Raw genomic sequence first — 19000 nt, forward strand, 5'->3', positions numbered from 1 at the left:
CGACCAAGGCGTCGCACTCGCCGTGCCCGCTGACCTGCGTCTACCGCGTCATAACCAGGCCGCTTCCGTGGGCGTCCCATCAGGGCCCGCCCGCTTGAAGTGCGATGGCCATTGCGCCGCAGTTCGCGGGTGATGGTGCTTGGAGCTCGCTCAAGCGTCCTGGCAATGGCTCGGGCGCTGCTGCCCTGCGTGCTCAGCGCCATGATCACACCTCGCTCTTCGGCGCTCAATTGTTCGTAGGTTCTTGTCATGCAACGGCTCTCAGGGGGCTGGAGTGTTGCACTTCACCTTTGAAACCGCCAACCAAAGCAAAGGCGCTTGAATACAACACCATACGGTTCGTTCTGGCCCGCTGCGGACAACACGGCCACGCCGCTGTGCATCGGCCCTTGATTGGGATTGTTGCCCTCCCACTCCACTCGACTCGCTCGCTTCGCGTCGCACCGGCCGCCACCGCCGCGTCATGTTGGCGATGCGCAGCGAGCTGGGTGGAGAAGAACGGCCAACAATCCCAATCAAGGTGGAGCTGCCGCCGAAGCAGCCGTGTTGTCCGCAGCGGGCTGAACGAACCGTATGGTGTTCGGGTTAAGGCGCCTTTGCTTTGGTTACTTTCATTTGGCAAGGCAAATGAAAGTGACTCGCCCGCCGGGGCGAGACCCGGCAGCAGCCTCACGCAGTGAACAAGCCCCCCGCAAGGGAGGGGAAGCTACTTTTTGTTCTCGCAGTTCTTCTTCGTGCAGACCGCATACAAGGCCAGCGCATGATCCTGCAGCTCGAACCCCCGCGTGTGCGCGATGTTCTTCTGCCGCTTCTCGATCTCGGCGTCGTAGAACTCCTCGACCTTGCCGCAGTCGAGGCACACCAGGTGGTCGTGGTGCTTGCCCTCGTTGAGCTCGAACACCGCCTTGCCCGATTCGAAATGGTTGCGCGACAGGATGCCGGCCTGCTCGAACTGCATCAGCACGCGGTACACCGTGGCCAGGCCGATGTCGGCCCCTTCGAGCAGCAGGGCTTTGTAGACGTCCTCGGCGGTCATGTGCCGTTGCGTGGTGTTCTGGAACACGTCGAGGATCTTGATGCGGGGCAGCGTGGCCTTCAGGCCACTGCTCTTGAGTTCGTCGGCATTGGACATGGCAGATCTCGGTGACGCTTCTCGGTGGCACTGCAGGGCAGGGCGGCCGAGGCCACCCGCTAGAATCGTCGAATCATATCGAGGTTGATGCCGCCTCCCGGCGCGCACGCACATCACCATGCGTTCTTTCCCGTTCCTGGCGCCGGTCGCCGGCGTCGCGTCGCTGGCCGGCCTGCTCACCGGCTGCAGCTCGCTGCAATCCTCCGACAACTTCCTGGGCGTGATCACGCCCTACCGCGTCGAGGTCGTGCAGGGCAACGTGCTGACCAAGGAGCAGGTGGCCCTCGTGAAACCCGGCCTGACCCGCGCCCAGGTGCGCGACGTGCTCGGCTCGCCGCTGCTGACCGACACCTTCCACGCCAACCGCTGGGACTACGTCTTCACCATCAAGCGCCAGGGCGCCGAGCCGCAGCAGCGCAGCGTCGTCGTGCTGTTCGACGGCGACAAGATGGCCAGCATCCAGGCGCCCGAGCTGCCGGGCGAACGCGATTTCGTCGAATCGATCGACACCTTCAAGACCTCGCGCAATGCGCCGCCGCTCGCGCTGACCGAAGAGCAGCTGAAGGCGCTGCCGGTGCCGCCGAAGCCGCCCGAGCCCGCCGCGTCGGCGCCCGAAGGCCCGATCCGCACCTACCCGCCGCTCGAGCGTTCATGAGCGCCGGCGCTTCCCCGTTGCGCATTGCAGTGGCAGGCGCCAGCGGTCGCATGGGCCGCATGCTGATCGAAGCGGTCTCGGCCGCCGATGACTGTGTGCTGGCGGGCGCGCTCGATCGCCCCGAGGCTCCGGCCCTCGGCCACGACGCCACCGCCTGGCTCGGCCGCAGCAGTGGCGTCGCGATCACCGACGCCCTGCGCGCCGGCCTCGCCAATGCCCAGGTGCTGATCGACTTCACCCGCCCCGAAGGCACGCTCGCCCACCTGGCGGTGTGCCGCGAACTCGGCGTCAAGGCCGTGATCGGCACCACCGGCTTCAGCGATGCACAGAAGGCCGAGATCGCCGAGCACGCGAAGCACATCGCGATCATGATGTCGCCGAACATGAGCGTCGGCGTCAACGTCGTGTTCAAGCTGCTCGACCTGGCCGCCCGCGCGCTGAACGAGGGCTACGACATCGAGGTCATCGAGGCCCACCACCGCCACAAGGTCGATGCGCCGAGCGGCACGGCGCTCGCGATGGGCGAGGTGGTCGCGAAGGCGCTGGGCCGCAACCTGAAGGATTGCGCGGTCTACGGCCGCGAAGGCGTCACCGGCGAACGCGATCCGTCGACGATCGGTTTCGCGACGGTGCGCGGCGGCGACATCGTCGGCGACCACACCGTGCTGTTCGCCGGCACCGGCGAGCGCATCGAGATCACCCACAAGAGCTCGAGCCGCGTCACCTACGCGCAGGGCAGCCTGCGGGCGGCCCGCTTCCTGGCGTCGCGATCGAGCGGGCTGTTCTCGATGAACGACGTGCTGGGCCTCTGAGCCCACGCACGCATCTCTGTCCGCATGACGAGCGTCGAGCACTTCTGGCAGCAGGGCGACCTGATCACGCGCAGCGTCGCGGCCTTGCTGCTGCTGATGTCGGTCAGCGCCTGGGTGCTGATCTTCTGGAAGGGCTGGCTGCTGCGCCGCGCGCGACTCGACATCGCCCGTGCCGTGCCGGCGTTCTGGTCCGCGCCCACGCTCGACGGCGGGCGCGAGCAACTGGCCGCGTTCGACCGTGAAGCCGTGCTGCGCCCGCTGCTCGATGCCGCGATCGCCACGCCGCCGGCCGGCACGCTCGAAGGTCTCGGCCGGCTCGAATCGCAGCTCACGCGGCGCTTGCGCGATGCGCTGCACGCGGTGCTCGCGCAGCTGCAGTTCGGCCAGGTGCTGCTGGCGTCGATCGGCAGCACGGCTCCCTTCATCGGGCTGTTCGGCACGGTCTGGGGCATCTACCACGCGCTGCTGAGCATCTCGGCGGGTGGCTCGATCACGATCGAGAAGGTGTCGGGGCCGGTCGGCGAAGCGCTGGTGATGACCGCGGCCGGCCTGGCGGTCGCGATCCCCGCGGTGCTGGCCTACAACGTGTTCGGCAAGCGCGCCGGCGCCTGCGAGGCCGAGCTCGAAGGCTTCGCGCACGACCTGCGCGAGATGATGATCGACCACAGCCGCGACGCTGCCGTCGCCGCGCAGGCCTGACCGGTTCGCGGCCATGGCCTTCGGTCGCCTCGAACGCACGGCCGGGCCGACGCCGATGAGCGACATCAACATGACGCCGCTGATCGACGTGATGCTGGTGCTGCTGGTGATCTTCATGATCACCGCGCCGCTGATGAGCAGCAGCCTGAAGCTCGACCTGCCGCGTGCCGAGGCCGCGACGCCGAGCGAGACGCCGGATTTCATCGCGGTCGCGGTGGATGCGCAGGGGCGGCTGTTCGTCGGCGACAAGCCGGTTGATGCCGCCGCCTTCGCTGATCAGGTCGCGCAGGCTGCGCAGAAGAACCCGACCACCGAGGTGCAGCTGCGGGCCGACCGCACGGTGCCATACGGCCGCGTCGCCGAGTTGATCGGCGTCGTGCAGAAGGCGGGGTTGAACCGCATCGGCTTCGTCGCCGAGGCGCCTGCCGCGCCGGCTCAGCCTGCAAGCAACTGACGGAACGCCGCAGCTGCGGCACGCGGGTCGCCGGCCTGCGTCAGCGCGCTGACGACAGCGATCGAATCGACACCGGTGGCCACCACCCGCGGTGCGCGTTCCAGGCTGATGCCGCCGATCGCGACCACCGGATACGCCGGCTTCAGCCACGAGGCCCACAGCGCCAGCCGCTGCAGCCCGACCGGTTCATAGGCCATCGCCTTCAGCGTCGTCGGGTGGACCGGCCCGATCGCGATGTACGACGGCCGCAGCGCATGCGCGCGGCACATCTCCAGCGGCGTGTGCGAGCTGACGCCCAGGCGCAGGCCTGCTGACTGGATCGCGCCGAGATCGGCCGTGGCGATGTCTTCCTGGCCGAGGTGCACGCCGTACGCGCCCAGCTCCAGCGCCTCGCGCCAGTGGTCGTTGATGAAGAGCTGCGCGCCGGGCACCTCGCGCGCCGCTTGCACCGCCGCGCGCAACTGCGCGTGCAACTCGGCGGGTGGCAGGCCACCGGCCTTCAGGCGCAGTTGCAGCGTGCGCACGCCCATCGCCAGCGCGCGTGCTATCCAGTCGGCATCGGGCAGCACCGCGTAGAAGCCGAGCGGGCCGCTGACGGGCGCGAAGGGCGAAGCCGGCGCGGCGACGTCATCGGCCCAGCGGAACGCAGGCAGGTGCGTGCTGTCGACCACGGCGGCCGCGTTCATGTTCGGCCGACCCGGACCCACATCGCGCGCTTGCGCCAGCCCGGCCGTCACGTGCAGCTTCGCGACGCAGGCGGCATCGAACACGCCCCAGCCCTGCGCGAGCGCGCCAGCCAGCGCGGCCGAGAACACGCAGCCGCTGCCATGCGCCGAGCCGGCGAGGCGCGGCGTCGACAGCCATGCGCGCCGGGCACCATCGATCACCTCGTCGATGCTGCGGTCGCCGTCCGCGTGCCCACCCTTCAGCACGACCGCGGCGGGTCCGTCGAGCAGCCCGAGCCGCTGCGCCTCCGGCAGGTTCGGCGTGATCACATCGACCTCGCGCGCGAGCGCACGCAGCGCCTCGAGCCACGCACGTTCGTCCGCATCGTGGCTGCTGCGGCCGTTCGACGCGCCGAGCACCGGGTCGAGCACGACCGGGCAGCGCCGCGCCGCGACGAACTCATGCACCTCACGCAGCACTTCCAGCGAGCCCAGCATGCCCAGCTTGACGGCTGCTGGCTCGCCATCGCGCAGCAACGCCTGCAGCGCGTCGCGCACCAGTGCGGCCGGTGCCGGCTGCAGGGCGCTCAGGCCGCGGCTGTCCTGTACCGTCAGGGCCGTCACGACGCTGCTGCCGGGCAGCCCCATCGCCTGCCAGGTCGCGAGATCGGCGGTGATGCCGGCACCGTGCACCGGGTCGTGCCCGGCGATCGTCAACAAGGGTCGCATCTCGTGGCCTCCTTCAAGCCTGATGCCAGAACGGCATCCCCAGCGTCGGCGTCGACGCCTGCGCGGTCTGCCGCTCGCCCATCGGCGTCGCCTCAAACGCGAGCCGCCCCGCGTCGACCGCCTGCGCGAACGCGCGCGCCATGCGCACCGGGTCGCCCGCCTGCGCGACCGCGGTGTTCAACAGCACCGCATCGAAGCCCATCTCCATCACCTGCGCCGCGTGCGACGGCCGGCCGAGGCCGGCATCGACGATCAGCACCGCATCGGGCAGCCGCGCGCGCAGCGTCTGCAGCGCATACGGGTTCTGCGGGCCGCGGCCGGTGCCGATCGGCGCGGCCCACGGCATCACCGCGGCGCAGCCGGCCTCGTGCAGGCGCTGCGCGAGCACCAGGTCGTCGGTGGTGTACGCGAGCACCTGGAAGCCCTCGCGCACCAGCACGCGCGCCGCCTCCAGCGTGCCGAACGGATCCGGCTGCAGCGTGTAGTCGTCGCCGATGACCTCGAGCTTGATCCACGGCGTGTCGAACAGCTCGCGCGCCATCTGCGCGAGCGTGATCGCCTCCTGCGCGTCGTGGCAGCCGGCGGTGTTCGGCAGCACGTGGCAACCGAGTGCGCGCACCCGCTGCCAGAACGCGTTGCCGCCGCCGTGCTCCGGTTGCAGCCGGCGCAGGCCGACCGTCAGCACCTGCGTGCCGCTGGCCTGCACCGCGTCGGCCAGCACCTGCGGCGACGGGTAGTGCGCGGTGCCGAGCAGCAGGCGGCTGGTGAGCGGTGTGCCTGCCAATGTCCAGTGGGTCATGCTCATCCTCCCGTGACCGGGGCGATCACGTCGATGCGGTCGCCCGGCTGCAGCGCGTGCAGCGGCCACTGCGCCCGCGGCACGAACTGCCGGTTGATCGCGCACGCCATCGCGGCCTGCGCCTCGTAGCCTTGTTGCCGCAGCAGCTCGGCCAGCGTCGCTGCGGGCGTCTGCAGCAGGCGGCCATTCATCGACACCTCGGTCATCACGTCGTCTCCTGAAGCAGTTGGTCGACCAGCGCCGGCGCGCACAGGTAGCCGTGCCGGTACAGCCCGTTGAGTTGCCACACGCCGCCATGCCGGCGCAGCTGCGGCCGGTGGTCGTCGAGCGCCGGCCGCAGCGCCGCGTCGATGCGCAGCACCCGCGCCTCGGCGAAGGCCGGGTGCAGGCTGTACAGCGCGCTGCCCAGCTCCAGCACCGAGCGCAGGCTGGGCGGGCCGGCGTCTTCCGATTCGAGCTCGGTTGCGCCGACGACGAAGCGCTGCTTCGGCCGCGGCGCCACGTAGAGCTGGTAGCGCGGGTGCATCAGCCGCACCGGGCGCTGCAGCGCGATGCCTTCGCACTCGACCCGCAGGATCTCGCCGCGCACACCGCGCAGGCCCGGCCAGTCGGCGCGCCCCCCGAGGCCGCGCGTGTCGATCACCAGCGGCGCGCGGAACTCGCCCTGCGCGGTGCGCAGCCCGTCGGCATGCAGCTGCTGCACCGGCTCGTCCTCATGCCAGTGCACGCGGAAGCGATCGAGCGCACGCGCCAGCGCCACCAGCAGTTCGTCGTTGGCGAGCTGTCCCTCGCCGGCCAGCAGCAGCCCGCGGGCGAAGCGGCCGGCGAGCGCTGGCTCGTGCTCGGCGACGCCGGCCGAATCGAGCACGTGGATCGCAGCCTGCTCGGCGGGCGCCAGCTTGTGCCGCAGCACGCGCTCGAAATGGTCGAGGCTGCCGCCATCGGCCGCATGCGCCAGCACCAGCGTGCCGGCGCGGCGGAAGTACACCGGCCGGCCGCTGTCGGCCTGCAGCGCGAGCAGCCAGTCGGGCCACAGCGCCATCGCCTGCTGCGCGAGCGCATGCACCTGCGCATCAGCCACCGCCAGCTCGGCCAGCGGCGACAGCATCGCGGCCGCCACCGCGCTGGCCGAGCGCGCATCGTCGCGGCGCGCCGCATCGAACAGCCGCACCCGCCGGCCGGCACGCGCATAGCGCCACGCGCACAGCCGGCCGGCCAGGCCCGCGCCGGCGATCAGCACATCGCTGTCGCTGTTGTCCACGCGCATGGTTCGCGGGCTCAGAGGTAGAGCTCGCCGCCGTGCGCGCGGAACTCCTCGGCCTTGCCGTCCATCGCCTGCCGGATCTCGATCACCGGCTTGGACGCGGCGTCGCGCTGCGCGAAGGCCCGCACCTCCTGGCTGATCTTCATCGAGCAGAACTTCGGCCCGCACATCGAGCAGAAGTGCGCGACCTTCGCGTTCTCCTTCGGCAGCGTCTCGTCGTGGTACGCCATCGCGGTGTCGGGATCGATCGCGAGGCGGAACTGGTCTTCCCAGCGGAACTCGAAGCGTGCCTTCGACACCGCGTTGTCCCACATCTGCGCGCCGGCAAAGCCCTTCGCCAGGTCGGCCGCATGCGCGGCGATCTTGTAGGCGATCAAGCCCTGCTTCACATCGTCGCGGTTCGGCAGGCCGAGGTGCTCCTTCGGCGTCACGTAGCAGAGCATCGCGGTGCCGTACCAGCCGATGTTGGCCGCACCCATCGCCGACGCGATGTGGTCGTAGCCGGGCGAGATGTCGGTGATCAGCGGCCCAAGCGTGTAGAAAGGCGCTTCGGCGCAGGCGGCGAGCTGCTTGTCGACGTTCTCCTGCACCAGCTGCAGCGGCACGTGGCCGGGGCCTTCGATCATCACCTGCACGTCGTGCTGCCAGGCCACCTGGGTCAGCTCGCCCAGCGTGGTCAGCTCGGCGAACTGGGCCTCGTCGTTGGCATCGGCGATCGAGCCGGGGCGCAGGCCGTCGCCGAGCGAGAAGCAGACGTCGTACGCCTTCATGATTTCGCAGATCTCGTCGAAGCGTTCGTACAGGAAGCTCTCGCGGTGGTGCGACAGGCACCACTTGGCCATGATCGAGCCGCCGCGCGAGACGATGCCGGTCAGGCGGTTCGCGGTGAGCGGCACGTGCGCGAGTCGCACGCCGGCATGGACGGTGAAGTAGTCGACGCCCTGCTCGGCCTGCTCGATCAGCGTGTCGCGGAACAACTCCCAGGTGAGGTCTTCGGCGCGGCCGTTCACCTTCTCGAGCGCCTGGTAGATCGGCACCGTGCCGATGGGCACCGGCGAGTTGCGCAGGATCCACTCGCGGGTCTCGTGGATGTTCTCGCCGGTCGACAGGTCCATCACCGTGTCGGCGCCCCAGCGGATCGCCCACACCAGCTTGTCGACCTCTTCCTCGATGCCCGAGGTCACCGCCGAGTTGCCGATGTTGGCATTGACCTTCACCAGGAAATTGCGGCCGATCACCATCGGCTCGCTCTCGGGGTGGTTGATGTTGCAGGGGATCACCGCGCGGCCGCGCGCCACCTCGCTGCGCACGAACTCGGGCGTGATGTCGTGCACCAGCGCCGCGCCGAACGGGTGGCCGCGTTGCGGCAGGCGCTCGGTCGCGAGGCGCTCGCGCAGCTGGGCCTTCACCAGGTTCTCGCGCAGTGCGATGAACTCCATCTCGGGCGTGACGATGCCGCGGCGCGCGTAGTGCATCTGCGAGACGTTGGCGCCGGGCTTCGCGCGGCGCGGCAGCGGCGGGCTGGCCATGCGCAGCGCGGCGAGCGCCGGGTCGTCGAGCCGGGTGCGGCCGTAGGCGCTGCTGATGTGCGGCAGCGCGTCGGAATCGGCGCGGTCGGCGATCCACGCATGGCGCAACGGCGGCAGGCCGCGCGTGATGTCGATCGTGGCCTGCGGATCGGTATAGGGGCCCGAGGGGTCGTAGACGCGCAGGGGAGGATTGGGCTCGCGCAGCGGCTCGCCGTGTGGCTGCTGCACCAGCGTGTCGGAGAGCGTGATCTCGCGGAACGGCACGCGCAGGTCGGGGCGGCTGCCGTCAAGGTAGACCTTGCGCGAGCCGGCGAACGGCGTGCGGGTGATGCGGCGTGAGAGCTCGTCGGTGTCGACGGAGGATGCTTGCTTGGCCATGCGGTCTCCAGAGGTGGTGTGCCTGCCTGGGAGACCGTGCCCCGCGTGAGCGGATGGGACCGGTGGCCGAGTGCTGTTTCCTACGCGGGGATGACCCCGATCAGGTTCAACGGGTTAGGCAGTGAAGCCCTCTCAGCCTTGGATTCGCATCCTCGGCACCCCGACAAGCGGGTGGATTCTAGGGCACGAAGCGGCGTGTCGGGGCGGCTGCCGTTCGCGCCGCGGCTTCGACATCTGGCGCCAAGCGCCGCCGCTTCGTCGCAGCGCGGCTGCGCGGGGGCAGCAGCCCTCCGAGGATGCGGGCCATCGCCACCTTCCGGAGACTTCGATGAACGGTCCGCTCCTTTCACGTACGCTGGCTTTCGCCGTGCTCACGCTCGCGCTGTCCACCAGCCAGGCCGCGCCCGATGCGCAGTTCCGCCCCGCGTTCCAGCTCTTCAACCAGGCCTCGGCCGGCGACAAGGCGGCCGTCGATGCCGCGGCCGACGCCTTCGACACGCTGCTGCAGGCTGAGCCCACGAACCCGGTTCTGATGGCCTACGCCGGCGCCAGCACGGCCATGAAAGCGCGCACGACCATCCTGCCGTGGAAGAAGATGGGCTTCGCCGAAGACGGCCTGGCGATGCTCGACAAGGCACTCGCGCTGCTGACGCCGGCCCACGACGCGATCGGCCAGCACGGCACGCCCGCCAGCCTGGAGACGCGCTTCGTCGCTGCCAGCACCTTCCTCGCGGTGCCGGAGTTCATGCACCGCGGCGCCCGTGGCAACACGCTGCTGGCCGAGGTGCTGGCCAGCCCGCTGCTGGCGCAATCGCCGCTGCCGTTCCAGTCCGCGGTGTGGATGTGCGCCGGTGCGCAGGCCGCGAAGGAGAACCGCGTGGCCGATGCGCGCCGCTTCTTCGAGCAGGTCGTGCAGCGTGGTGCGCCGCAAGCCGAGCAGGCGCGCGTGGCGTTGCAAGGCCTGCCGTCGTGAGCACGAAGGCGGTCGAGCTGCGCGGCGTGTTCAAGACCTACCACCTCGGTCCGCACGTGATCCCGGCGCTGCAGGGCGTGGACCTCGCGGTCGCGCGCGGCGAGCTGCTCGCGCTGACCGGCCCGTCGGGCAGCGGCAAGAGCACGATCCTGAACCTGTGCGGACTGATCGACAGCGCCGATGCCGGCGAGATCGCGATCGACGGTCAACCCGTCGCCGGCCTGGACGAGGTGCAGCGCACGCTGCTGCGCCGCGATGCACTCGGCTTCGTGTTCCAGAGCTTCAACCTCGTGCCGGTGATGACGGTGGCCGAGAACGTCGACTACCCGCTGTTCCTCGCCGGTGTGCCGGCGGCCGAGCGGCGTGACCGTGTGGCCGCGCAACTGCTCGCGGTCGGCCTGCAGGACCATGCCGCGCATCGGCCCGATGCGCTGTCGGGCGGGCAGCGCCAGCGCGTCGCGATCGCGCGGGCGCTCGTCAAGCGCCCGAAGCTCGTGATCGCCGACGAGCCGACCGCGAGCCTCGACTCCGCCACCGCCGACCAGGTGCTCGCGCTGATGCGCGAACGCGGCCATGCCGAAGGCGCCGCCTTCGTGATCGCGACGCACGATGCGCGGCTCACGCGCCGCTGCGATCGCACCGTGGCGCTGCGCGACGGGAGGATCGAATGAAGTGGCTGTACTTCGCGTGGCTCAACACGCTGCGCAACCGGCGCCGCTCGCTCGTCACCGTCGGCATCGCGGCGCTCGGTACTGCCGCCATCCTGCTGGCCGGCGGCTTCGCGCTGTCGACCTACCACGCGCTGGCGCAGGCCGCGGCGCGCAGCACCGGGCACCTGGTGATCGGCCAGCCGGCGCAGTTCACGAGCGATGAAGACACCCCACTGCAGCACGGCCTCGACAACGTCGCCGCGCTGCGCAGGCAGCTGCTCGCCGACCGCGCGGTGCGCCAGGTGCTGCCGCGGGTCGAGTTCAGCGGCCTGATCAGCAACGGCGACAAGTCGACCGTGATGATGGCCAACGGCGTCGACCCCGACGGCGAGTTCTCGGTGAAGGGCCCGTTCCTCACGATGACGGCCGGCGACGTGCTGGCCGGCGCCGACCGCGCCGAGGTGATGCTCGGCGACGGCCTCGCGCGCAGCCTGAAGGCCGCCCCCGGCAGCAGCCTGACGCTGCTCGCCAGCACCACCGACGGCGCGCTGAATGCGCTGGACGTGCGCGTGAAGGGCGTGTTCTCGACCGGCGTGCCGGAGATCGACAAGCGCCTCGTCTACACCGACCTCGCGACGGCGCAGAAGCTGCTGAACACCACGCGGGTGTCGACGCTCGGCGTGTTCCTCGACCGCATGGAATCGACCGCGCCGGCACGCGAGCGCGTGGCTGCGTCGTTCCCGTCGCTGACGGTGCAGACCTGGCTCGACCAGGCCTTCTTCTACCGCTCGGTGCGCGACCTCTACAACCGCATCTTCGGCGCGCTCGGGCTGATCATCGGCGTGATCGTGATCTTCGTCGTCGCGAACGCGATGGCGATGGCCATCATCGAGCGCACGCGCGAGATCGGCACGCTGCGCGCACTCGGCACGCTGCCGTCGCAGTTGCTGCGCACGCTGGCGCTCGAGGGCATGCTGCTCGGCGGCGCCGGCGCGCTGCTCGGTGCGGGGCTGGCCGGTGCGGTCTCGCTGCTGCTGTATGTGGTGCCGGTGCAGATGCCGCCGCCGCCCGGCCGCTCCAGCGGCTACCCGCTGACCATCGAGGTCGACCCGCTGATGTTCGCCGCCACCGTGCTCGCGATGCTGCTGCTCGCGATGGCCGCGGCCGCGCTGGTCGCCCGCAAGACCGTCCACACGCCGGTGGTGGATGCGCTCGCCCACACCTGAAGGAATCCCCGATGAAACGCCTTCTCGCGATCGCGCTCGGCCTGCTCGCCGCGTCGGTTCACGCGCAAGACATCTCCTCGCTGCTGAAGGCCGCCGACCGCTTCCGCATGGGCAGCGACAACCTGCAGGTCGACACGCTGATCAGCGTCTTCAACACCGACGGTTCACCCGACAAGGAGCGCCGCTACACCGTCTTCGCGCAGGCCGGCCATCGCTCGCTGGTGCTGATGCAGAGCCCGGCCGAGAAGGGCCAGAAGGTGCTGATGCTGGGCGACGACTTCTGGCTGCTGATGCCCGGCAGCCAGCGGCCGCTGCGCATCACGCCGATGCAGAAGCTGCTGGGCGATGCGTCGACCGGCGACATCGCGACGCTGAGCTGGGCCGACGACTACGGCGGCCGCGTCGTCGGCGAGGAACGCTGCGGCGAGGTGCCGTGCCTGCACCTGAGCCTGGCGGCCGGCCGCAAGGGCGTCACCTACCAGCGCATCGAGCTGTGGCTGGGCGTGAAGCTGCACGAGCCGATCAAGGCCGAGCTGTACGTGCAGTCGGACAAGCTCGCGAAGCAGGCGGCGTTCGTGCTCGACAAGCCGGCCGCGCCGACGCAGGTGGCCGAGATGGTGCTGCGCGACCAGCTCAGCAACCACAAGGAGACGCGGGTGCGGTACCTCTCGCGTTTGCCGCGCAACGTACCCGACGCCTGGTTGAACCCGATGTTCCTCGCCCGCAACCCGACCCTGGATTGAAATGCGCCGCTTCCTGGGGATCGCGGCGCTCTGCGCGCTCGCGGGCAGCGCCGTGGCCGACGACGAGTTCAGCGGGCAGGTGCGTGCGCGCCGCGAGCAGGTGGAGGGCGCCGCACCGCCGAGCGCCACCACGCTCGACACCGAACTGCGCGGTCATTGGAAGGCGCTCAGCGGCAACGTCGTCTTCACGCAGCAGCGGCTGGACGGCGGGGCGTGGCACGACGATGCCGCCGTCAACGAGCTGTATGCGTCGGCCGAGGCGCTGGGCTGGCAGTGGAGCGGCGGCCGCAAGATCGTCGCGTGGGATGTCGGCTACGGCTTCCGTCCCAACGACGTGGTGCAGCAGGAGCAGCGCCGCATCTTGCTGCCGACCACGCCGCAGGGCCGCGGCATGGTGCAGGCCGAACACTTCGATGCCGACACCGCGTGGACGCTGGTCTGGGTCAACCCGCGCAGCGAGGCGCTCGCGGGCGGCGATGAAGAAGCCGTCGCTGCGCGCGTGTACCGGCGCGTTGGAGCGGCCGACTGGCACGGCTTCGCACGTGTCGGCGAGCACTCGCGCGGCAGCCTGGGCGCGGCCACCTCCTGGGTTGCGGCCGACAGCGTCGAGCTGCATGCCTCGGTGCGACGGGCCTGGCAGCAGCACGTCACGCAGGCGCTGGCTGGCGCCACCTGGACCGGCGAGAGCAAGCTCAGCCTGACGGCCGAGACCTGGTTCGACGGTCTCGCCGCGGCGCGCCAGCCCCGCAGAAATGTGTATCTGCGTGCAGCTTGGGAGCACGAAGGCTGGCAACCTGTGGTCGACTTGCTGCTGGTGCCGGCCGACCGTGGCCGCATCACCACCGCGGCGCTCGGCTGGCAGGGCGACCGCTGGCGATTCGATGCCGGCATGCGTTGGTACGGCGGGCCGCAGACGGCCGCCATCGCACACCTGCCGACCCGGCGGATCGCCTTTTTTGCGGCCACCTGGCCGTTTTGAAGGGCGTTGAACGGACTCACCGGGCGGGGATCTCCGCGCTTCACACCGCTCGTTACTGGTATTACGATGGTATTGCCTGGTAGCGTATTGGTTCCATGCGCCAATCGGGCAACGCCGTCCCGCCGAGCAGGTGGGGTTCATCGACTTGCCGAGGGGAGATCCACCATGTTCAACGCACCGCACAAGCTGCGCCTGCTCGCCGCGCTGGCGACGTCCGTCGCCGCCGTGTCCGCCTATGCCGCCTACCCGGCCTGGAAGGTCGACACCTTCTACGCTGCCGGCACCGTCGTGTCGTACAACGGGCACGACTACCGGGCGCTGGTCAGCCAGACCGACTACGCGAGCACCGGCTGGAACCCGACCACCGCGAGCCTGTGGACCGACCTGGGCGTGAGCAGCGGCACGCCGCCGCCGGCCCCCGCGCCGTCGCCGGCCCCGTCGCCTGCGCCAGCGCCCGCACCGTCTCCCTCGCCGTCCCCCAGCCCGGCCCCGGCACCGGCCGGTTGCAGCCCGCTGTGGCTCGCGGCCACGCAGTACAACGGCGGTGCGCTGGTCAGCGTGAACGGCACCAACTACAAGGCCAACTGGTGGACGCAGGGCCAGAACCCGGCATCCAACAACGGCCCGGTCGGCAGCGGCCAGCCGTGGACCGCGACCACCAACTGCAATGGCGCCCCCGCGCCTGCACCCGCCCCGGCGCCGGCGCCCGCACCGGCCCCCGCTCCCGCGCCTGCGCCTGCGCCGGCCCCTGCGCCCGCACCGGCTCCGGCTCCCGCGCCGGCCCCTGCACCGGCGCCCGCGCCGTCGAGCGACATCGCCAAGCACGCACTGGTCGGCTACTGGCACAACTTCACCAACCCGGCCGGCAACACCTACCCGCTGAGCCAGATCCCGGATGCGTGGGACGTGATCGTCGTCGCATTCGCCGACAACGCCGGTGGCGGCAACGTCAGCTTCACGGTCGACTCCAACGCCGGCAGCGATGCGCAGTTCATCGCCGACGTGCGGGCGCTGAAGGCCAAGGGCAAGAAGGTGGTGCTGTCGCTGGGCGGGCAGAACGGCTCGGTCAGCGTCGGCTCGCAGGCCGAGGCCACGAACTTCACGAACAGCCTGTACGCGATCATCCAGAAGTACGGCTTCGACGGCATCGACCTCGACCTGGAGAACGGCGTCGCGCAAGGCGCGCCGATCCAGCAGTACCTGGTCAGCTCGGTGAAGGCGCTGAAGGCCAAGGTCGGCTCGAAGTTCTACCTGTCGATGGCGCCGGAGTGGCCGTACGTGCAAGGCGGCTTCATCTCGTACGGCAGCATCTGGGGCGCCTACCTGCCGATCATCGACGGGCTGCGCAACGACCTGTCGATCATCCACGTGCAGTACTACAACAATGGCGGCCTCTACACGCCGTACCAGGGCAACCCGTATCCGGAAGGCTCGGTCGACATGCTGGTGGCCGGCAGCAAGATGCTGATCGAGGGCTTCGGGCTGTCGAACGGCTCGGCGGGCAACTTCGCCGGGCTGCGTCCGGACCAGGTCGCGTTCGGCGTGCCGTCGGGCCCGCGCTCGGCGAACTCCGGCTTCGTCACGTCGGCCACCGTCAACAACGCGGTGGATTGCATGGTGAAGCTCACCGGTTGCGGCAGCGTGCGCCCGAACCAGGCCTATCCGACCTTCCGCGGCGTGATGACCTGGTCGATCAACTGGGACCGCTTCGACGGCTACAACTTCTCGGCACCGGTCGGTTCGCACCTGAGGTCGCTGCCATAAGGCCAGCGAGGTTTGCGTGATACCCGAGCGGCGGGACGCCCATCCGGCGACCGCTGCTCGGGGATTCACCTGATGGCCCTACCATCCGGGCGCATGCGACTGACCACGCCGATCTCTTCGACGCTCCGCCAAGCCGCGGCCCTCACCAGCCTGATCGTTCCGATGTCGACTGCGTTCGCGCAGTCGGACGGCTTGGCCGCGTGCGCCGAGATCGGCGCGCCGGCCGATCGCCTGGCCTGCTACGACAAGCTCGCGGGTCGGGCTGTCGATGCGCCGGTCCCCGCCGGCCGCGAGGGTGCCAGCGATTCACTGCTGGCGCCGAAGTCCCAGCTGTTGCCGCCGGCCAAGCAGCCGATTGCCGGCAGCGGCAGCCTGGTCTCGCGCTACTGGGAGCTCGACCCCGAGGACAAGCGCGGCACCTTCAACTTCGTCGGCTACCGGCCCAACTACATCCTGCCGGTGCACCTGACGAGCCGCATCAACCGCGAGCCGAAGTCACCGAACCAGGCTGGCGTGCCGCTGCCCGACTACAAGCGCATCGAGGCGAAGTTCCAGCTGTCGCTGCGCACCAAGGCGCTGCAGGACGTCGGCTTCGAGGGCGGCGACGTGTGGCTGGGTTTCACGCAGCAGGCGCTGTGGCAGATCTGGAACGGCAAGGATTCGAAGCCGTTCCGCAACAGCGACTACGAGCCCGAGGTGCTGTACGTGGTGCCGACGCCGAAGGCCTGGCGCGGGTTGCCGTTCGGCTGGCAGTGGCGCTATGCGCAGCTGGGCATCGCGCACCAGTCGAACGGGCAGTCGGACCCGCTGTCGCGCAGCTGGAACCGGGCCTATGTCGGCGTCGGCTTCGAGCGCGAGAACCTGTCGCTGAGCACGCGGCTGATCCACCGTTTCAGCGAGAACGGCGACACCGACAACAACCCGGACCTGATCGACTACCGCGGCCGCAGCGAGACGCAGCTGAACTGGGCGAGCGGCACGTCGACTGCGTCGCTGCTGTACCGCAGCACGCTGCAGGGCGTGAAGTACGGTGCGCTGCAGCTCGAGTGGACGCACCCGGTGTTCAGCGACCAGCCGAACGGCCTGCGCTGGTACCTGCAGGCCTTCCGCGGCTACGGCGAGACGCTGACGGACTACAACTTCCGGCAGACGAGCTTCGGCGCAGGGGTGACGTTCCTGCAGTTCTGAGCCGAGGTTCCGAGCCAAGGTACCGACGATGCAACGCGTGCTCTTCCTCTGCAGCCAGAACCGCCTGCGCAGCCCGACGGCCGAGCAGGTGTTCGCGTCATGGCCGGACGTCGAATGCACCTCGGCCGGGCTCGACAGCTCGGCGCTGACGCCGCTGGACAGCGATACCGTGCAGTGGGCGCAGGTGATCTTCGTGATGGAGCGTTCGCACCGCAACAAGCTGTCCCGCAAGTTCAAGCCCTGGCTGAACGGCAAGCGGGTGATCGTGCTGGGCATTCCCGACGAATACGCCTTCATGGAGCCGGCGCTCGTCGACTTGCTGACGACGAAGGTGGGCCCGTACTTGCGGGTGCGGTGAAACGGGGGGAGCGAGGAGGAGGGTGTCAGCCCTTGGCGGCGGCCCGCTTGGCACGCTGCAAGGGCGTGTGCTCGGGGATGCGGGCTGTCTTGCGGTCTTGCGCGTAGTGCCAGCCCGGCAGGGCCTTGGCCACCTGCGCCGCCTTGGTGGGGGGCGCTTCGACGAGCATCGAGCCGGCAGCGCCGCCGACGACGATGCCGCCCAAGGCACGCACCGACTTCTTCGCCGCCGTGAGCGCCTTGGCGTCCACGTCGCTGGAGTTGAAGAAGACGAAGCGCGCCATGGCCTCGATTATCGCGCCAAGCCCTTGCCTTGCATACGGGCGGGGAATCCGAGGTCCTGGGCGTGCGCCGTGGCCAATCTCACGATGGCGGCCGAACGCCGGGCGTCGCGCGGCATGGCCAGCACGGCGCTTGCGGCCAGGCGGCGCGCCAGCACACCGGTGGCGATCGGCGTGGCCATCGAGGTGCCCGACATCACCCCCCAGCGGTTGCCGAACAGCGTCGACACGATGGCGACGCCCGGCGCGGTGAGCCCCAGCTTGCGGCCGCGGTTGGAGAACTGCGCGACGAACGGCACGTGCTTGCCGATCGGCTTGCCGCGCGGCTCCCCCAGCGTCCACTCCAGGTAGGCGCCAGCCGGCCACGCGTTGTCGAGGCCGATCGCCGAGACCGCGATCACCTTCGGGTAGCGCGCCGGGTAGTCGACCTCGTCGGCACCGTCGTTGCCTGCGGCCGCCACGCAGACGCAGCCGCGCGCCCACGCGAACTCCACCGCGTCGCGCACCGCCTCGTCCGCCAGGCTGTCGCCCAGGCTCAGGTTGACGAGGTCGCAGCCGTCGACGGCCGCCTGCTTGATGGCCGCCTGGATCGCGAAGGTCGAGGCGAACGGGTCGCCCGCCTCGAACACGCGGTACGCGTGCAGCGACACCGCGCTGGCCTCGCCGCGCCGCCAGCCACCGGCCGTCGCGGCGATCACGCCGGCCACGTGGCTGCCGTGGCCATCGGCGTCGCGCAGCAGGCGCGTCGCTTCCTTGGCCGTGGTGTTGCGCCCGCCGGAGAGCTTCAGGTGATCGTGCGGCCCGATGCCGGTGTCGACCACGCCGACCGAGACGCCCTTGCCGGAAGCGGCAGCGGGTTTGCCGTAGATCAATCCGCGCGCATCGGGCGTGCGTGAGGACAGCGCCGGCACGGCGATCTCGAGACCGCCGCGCAGCAGTTCCACATTCGACAACCGCACCGGCCAGCCACTGTGCAGCGGTGCCACCTCGACGGCATCCAGGCGCTTCGTGCCGCGGCCCAGGCGGAAGCTGACGCGCCCGCGGCTGTCGGTCATCGCCTCCAGGCCGGTGCCTTTCTCTTCGTCGAGCAGGATCGTCACCAGCGCGTGCGCGAGCCGCTGGCGCGCCGTGCCGTCCACGACGACCGTGACGGTCCAGGCCTGGTCGCGGCCGGCCGCGATGCGCGGTGCCTTCAGGTGCTCGCTGAGCTTGTGCCACGGCCGGGCCGGGCGCTCCAGGCGGTACCACTGCTCCTCGGCCAGCGTCGCACCGTCCGGCGCGCTCGCGCGCATCTCGTCGATGCTGCGGCGGCCGATGTCCAGCAGCACGGCGCCGTCGGCGGGCGAACTGGTGACGAGCTTCAGCGTCGACGGCGTCATCCGCGGGACGGTGGGGCGCTTCTCGGCGGCCGCGGCCTGCAGCCTGCGCATCGTGGCCGCGGGGGCCGGTGCGTTCTTGCCGGCACGCGCCGGCGGAATGACGATGAGGCGACGCGGTCGCCGGGTCGGATCCATCTTGTTCTTGCTCCCTTGGGTGCGGCAACGCCGGCCGACGTGGATGTCGGCCGGTCGTGCTGCCCGCCCCAAAGTGTCGCGCAGCCTGGCTCAAGCCGCTTCCGCGCCCCACCCACGCGCCACTGCGCCACTGCGCCACTGCGCCACTGCGCCACTGCGGCGCGGGCGACCGTGGCTGGATTCCGTGAATAGAAGTCGAATCAGAAAAC

21 protein-coding genes and 1 riboswitch are annotated in these 19000 nt (G+C 70.2%); of the genes, 12 read left to right on the top strand and 9 right to left on the bottom strand.

Going from position 1 to position 19000, the window contains the following annotated elements:
* On the bottom strand, nucleotides 1-251 hold a 251-nt coding region (locus BUE42_RS33930; RefSeq protein WP_369823003.1), incomplete at its 3' end, for a helix-turn-helix domain-containing protein.
* Between the two features lie 455 nt (nucleotides 252-706).
* Nucleotides 707-1132 carry a ferric iron uptake transcriptional regulator gene (fur, locus tag BUE42_RS25570; protein WP_073468120.1) on the bottom strand — a complete coding sequence of 142 codons (426 nt, stop codon included), beginning with the start codon at nucleotides 1130-1132 and terminating at the stop codon, nucleotides 707-709.
* Between the two features lie 118 nt (nucleotides 1133-1250).
* On the opposite strand from fur, the gene BUE42_RS25575 reads away from it, so the two are divergent.
* From BUE42_RS25575 to BUE42_RS25590, 4 genes are read left to right on the top strand one after another with little or no spacing between them, the layout of a single operon-like run.
* Nucleotides 1251-1787 (top strand): outer membrane protein assembly factor BamE, encoded by a 537-nt coding sequence (locus tag BUE42_RS25575; protein ID WP_073468121.1) that lies wholly within the window; start codon nucleotides 1251-1253, stop codon nucleotides 1785-1787.
* The gene (gene dapB / locus BUE42_RS25580; protein ID WP_073468122.1) at nucleotides 1784-2599 is read left to right on the top strand and encodes a 4-hydroxy-tetrahydrodipicolinate reductase; all 816 of its coding nucleotides are present in this window, start codon (nucleotides 1784-1786) and stop codon (nucleotides 2597-2599) included. The genes BUE42_RS25575 and dapB overlap by 4 nt, the downstream gene beginning before the upstream one ends.
* A gap of 24 nt (nucleotides 2600-2623) precedes the next feature.
* On the top strand, nucleotides 2624-3298 hold the full coding sequence (locus tag BUE42_RS25585; protein ID WP_073468123.1) for a MotA/TolQ/ExbB proton channel family protein: 675 nt from the start codon (nucleotides 2624-2626) through the stop codon (nucleotides 3296-3298).
* A 13-nt stretch (nucleotides 3299-3311) separates the two neighbouring features.
* Nucleotides 3312-3752, top strand: a complete 441-nt coding sequence (locus tag BUE42_RS25590; protein WP_073468124.1) for an ExbD/TolR family protein — start codon at nucleotides 3312-3314, stop codon at nucleotides 3750-3752.
* Here BUE42_RS25590 and BUE42_RS25595 read toward each other — a convergent pair.
* Genes BUE42_RS25595 through thiC form a run of 5 tightly spaced genes read right to left on the bottom strand, consistent with a single transcriptional unit; the run spans nucleotide 3734 to nucleotide 9116 of the window.
* Nucleotides 3734-5146 carry a bifunctional hydroxymethylpyrimidine kinase/phosphomethylpyrimidine kinase gene (locus tag BUE42_RS25595; protein ID WP_073468125.1) on the bottom strand — a complete coding sequence of 471 codons (1413 nt, stop codon included), beginning with the start codon at nucleotides 5144-5146 and terminating at the stop codon, nucleotides 3734-3736. The two genes, BUE42_RS25590 and BUE42_RS25595, sit on opposite strands and share 19 nt — an antisense overlap.
* A gap of 13 nt (nucleotides 5147-5159) precedes the next feature.
* Entirely contained in the window at nucleotides 5160-5951 is a 792-nt protein-coding gene (locus BUE42_RS25600) for a thiazole synthase (RefSeq protein WP_073468126.1), read from the bottom strand.
* A complete protein-coding gene (gene thiS / locus BUE42_RS25605; protein ID WP_073468127.1) occupies nucleotides 5948-6151 on the bottom strand; it encodes a sulfur carrier protein ThiS in 204 nt (67 codons plus the stop codon). Before thiS ends, BUE42_RS25600 begins: the two co-directional genes overlap by 4 nt.
* On the bottom strand, nucleotides 6151-7212 hold the full coding sequence (locus tag BUE42_RS25610; RefSeq protein ID WP_073468128.1) for an FAD-dependent oxidoreductase: 1062 nt from the start codon (nucleotides 7210-7212) through the stop codon (nucleotides 6151-6153). Before BUE42_RS25610 ends, thiS begins: the two co-directional genes overlap by 1 nt.
* Nucleotides 7213-7223: 11 nt before the next feature.
* Nucleotides 7224-9116: a phosphomethylpyrimidine synthase ThiC gene (thiC, locus tag BUE42_RS25615; protein ID WP_073468129.1), complete on the bottom strand. Its 1893-nt coding sequence runs from the start codon at nucleotides 9114-9116 to the stop codon at nucleotides 7224-7226.
* A 60-nt stretch (nucleotides 9117-9176) separates the two neighbouring features.
* Nucleotides 9177-9289: riboswitch (TPP riboswitch) on the bottom strand.
* A gap of 155 nt (nucleotides 9290-9444) precedes the next feature.
* Between thiC and BUE42_RS25620 the strand changes: the two genes are divergently transcribed.
* The 8 genes from BUE42_RS25620 (at nucleotide 9445) to BUE42_RS25655 (ending at nucleotide 16997) form a co-directional block, all read left to right on the top strand.
* A complete protein-coding gene (locus BUE42_RS25620; protein ID WP_143171760.1) occupies nucleotides 9445-10089 on the top strand; it encodes a hypothetical protein in 645 nt (214 codons plus the stop codon).
* Complete coding sequence (locus BUE42_RS25625) at nucleotides 10086-10760, top strand: ABC transporter ATP-binding protein (protein WP_073468131.1); 675 nt, start codon at nucleotides 10086-10088, stop codon at nucleotides 10758-10760. The genes BUE42_RS25620 and BUE42_RS25625 overlap by 4 nt, the downstream gene beginning before the upstream one ends.
* Complete coding sequence (locus BUE42_RS25630; RefSeq protein ID WP_073468132.1) at nucleotides 10757-11965, top strand: ABC transporter permease; 1209 nt, start codon at nucleotides 10757-10759, stop codon at nucleotides 11963-11965. The genes BUE42_RS25625 and BUE42_RS25630 overlap by 4 nt, the downstream gene beginning before the upstream one ends.
* A gap of 11 nt (nucleotides 11966-11976) precedes the next feature.
* Complete coding sequence (locus tag BUE42_RS25635; protein WP_073468133.1) at nucleotides 11977-12708, top strand: outer membrane lipoprotein-sorting protein; 732 nt, start codon at nucleotides 11977-11979, stop codon at nucleotides 12706-12708.
* Nucleotide 12709: 1 nt separating this feature from the next.
* On the top strand, nucleotides 12710-13687 hold the full coding sequence (locus BUE42_RS25640) for a hypothetical protein (protein WP_073468134.1): 978 nt from the start codon (nucleotides 12710-12712) through the stop codon (nucleotides 13685-13687).
* Nucleotides 13688-13852: 165 nt separating this feature from the next.
* Nucleotides 13853-15451 carry a chitinase gene (locus BUE42_RS33935; protein WP_073468135.1) on the top strand — a complete coding sequence of 533 codons (1599 nt, stop codon included), beginning with the start codon at nucleotides 13853-13855 and terminating at the stop codon, nucleotides 15449-15451.
* Between the two features lie 93 nt (nucleotides 15452-15544).
* Complete coding sequence (locus BUE42_RS25650; protein WP_073468136.1) at nucleotides 15545-16639, top strand: phospholipase A; 1095 nt, start codon at nucleotides 15545-15547, stop codon at nucleotides 16637-16639.
* Between the two features lie 28 nt (nucleotides 16640-16667).
* Nucleotides 16668-16997: a low molecular weight protein tyrosine phosphatase family protein gene (locus BUE42_RS25655; RefSeq protein WP_073468137.1), complete on the top strand. Its 330-nt coding sequence runs from the start codon at nucleotides 16668-16670 to the stop codon at nucleotides 16995-16997.
* A gap of 25 nt (nucleotides 16998-17022) precedes the next feature.
* Here the strand turns inward: BUE42_RS25655 and BUE42_RS25660 are convergent, their stop codons facing one another.
* Nucleotides 17023-17280, bottom strand: a complete 258-nt coding sequence (locus BUE42_RS25660) for a hypothetical protein (protein ID WP_047594895.1) — start codon at nucleotides 17278-17280, stop codon at nucleotides 17023-17025.
* Nucleotides 17281-17288: 8 nt separating this feature from the next.
* Nucleotides 17289-18791 (bottom strand): S8 family serine peptidase, encoded by a 1503-nt coding sequence (locus BUE42_RS25665; protein WP_073468138.1) that lies wholly within the window; start codon nucleotides 18789-18791, stop codon nucleotides 17289-17291.
* Between the last annotated feature and the right edge of the window lie 209 nt (nucleotides 18792-19000).

Source organism: Rhizobacter sp. OV335 (assembly GCF_900142965.1).
Taxonomy (GTDB): Bacteria; Pseudomonadota; Gammaproteobacteria; order Burkholderiales; family Burkholderiaceae_C; genus Rhizobacter.

What these genes read in the sequence shown, in the direction of transcription:
- BUE42_RS25660 (WP_047594895.1), bottom strand. Translation starts at nt 17,280, where the DNA reads ATGGCGCGCTTCGTCTTCTTCAACTCCAGCGACGTGGACGCCAAGGCG.
- BUE42_RS25630 (WP_073468132.1), top strand. Translation starts at nt 10,757, where the DNA reads ATGAAGTGGCTGTACTTCGCGTGGCTCAACACGCTGCGCAACCGGCGC.
- BUE42_RS25635 (WP_073468133.1), top strand. Translation starts at nt 11,977, where the DNA reads ATGAAACGCCTTCTCGCGATCGCGCTCGGCCTGCTCGCCGCGTCGGTT.
- BUE42_RS25595 (WP_073468125.1), bottom strand. Translation starts at nt 5,146, where the DNA reads ATGCGACCCTTGTTGACGATCGCCGGGCACGACCCGGTGCACGGTGCC.
- BUE42_RS25575 (WP_073468121.1), top strand. Translation starts at nt 1,251, where the DNA reads ATGCGTTCTTTCCCGTTCCTGGCGCCGGTCGCCGGCGTCGCGTCGCTG.
- BUE42_RS25650 (WP_073468136.1), top strand. Translation starts at nt 15,545, where the DNA reads ATGCGACTGACCACGCCGATCTCTTCGACGCTCCGCCAAGCCGCGGCC.
- BUE42_RS25610 (WP_073468128.1), bottom strand. Translation starts at nt 7,212, where the DNA reads ATGCGCGTGGACAACAGCGACAGCGATGTGCTGATCGCCGGCGCGGGC.
- BUE42_RS33935 (WP_073468135.1), top strand. Translation starts at nt 13,853, where the DNA reads ATGTTCAACGCACCGCACAAGCTGCGCCTGCTCGCCGCGCTGGCGACG.
- dapB (WP_073468122.1), top strand. Translation starts at nt 1,784, where the DNA reads ATGAGCGCCGGCGCTTCCCCGTTGCGCATTGCAGTGGCAGGCGCCAGC.
- BUE42_RS25655 (WP_073468137.1), top strand. Translation starts at nt 16,668, where the DNA reads ATGCAACGCGTGCTCTTCCTCTGCAGCCAGAACCGCCTGCGCAGCCCG.
- BUE42_RS25585 (WP_073468123.1), top strand. Translation starts at nt 2,624, where the DNA reads ATGACGAGCGTCGAGCACTTCTGGCAGCAGGGCGACCTGATCACGCGC.
- BUE42_RS25590 (WP_073468124.1), top strand. Translation starts at nt 3,312, where the DNA reads ATGGCCTTCGGTCGCCTCGAACGCACGGCCGGGCCGACGCCGATGAGC.
- fur (WP_073468120.1), bottom strand. Translation starts at nt 1,132, where the DNA reads ATGTCCAATGCCGACGAACTCAAGAGCAGTGGCCTGAAGGCCACGCTG.
- thiC (WP_073468129.1), bottom strand. Translation starts at nt 9,116, where the DNA reads ATGGCCAAGCAAGCATCCTCCGTCGACACCGACGAGCTCTCACGCCGC.
- BUE42_RS25600 (WP_073468126.1), bottom strand. Translation starts at nt 5,951, where the DNA reads ATGAGCATGACCCACTGGACATTGGCAGGCACACCGCTCACCAGCCGC.
- BUE42_RS25665 (WP_073468138.1), bottom strand. Translation starts at nt 18,791, where the DNA reads ATGGATCCGACCCGGCGACCGCGTCGCCTCATCGTCATTCCGCCGGCG.
- BUE42_RS25620 (WP_143171760.1), top strand. Translation starts at nt 9,445, where the DNA reads ATGAACGGTCCGCTCCTTTCACGTACGCTGGCTTTCGCCGTGCTCACG.
- thiS (WP_073468127.1), bottom strand. Translation starts at nt 6,151, where the DNA reads ATGACCGAGGTGTCGATGAATGGCCGCCTGCTGCAGACGCCCGCAGCG.
- BUE42_RS25640 (WP_073468134.1), top strand. Translation starts at nt 12,710, where the DNA reads ATGCGCCGCTTCCTGGGGATCGCGGCGCTCTGCGCGCTCGCGGGCAGC.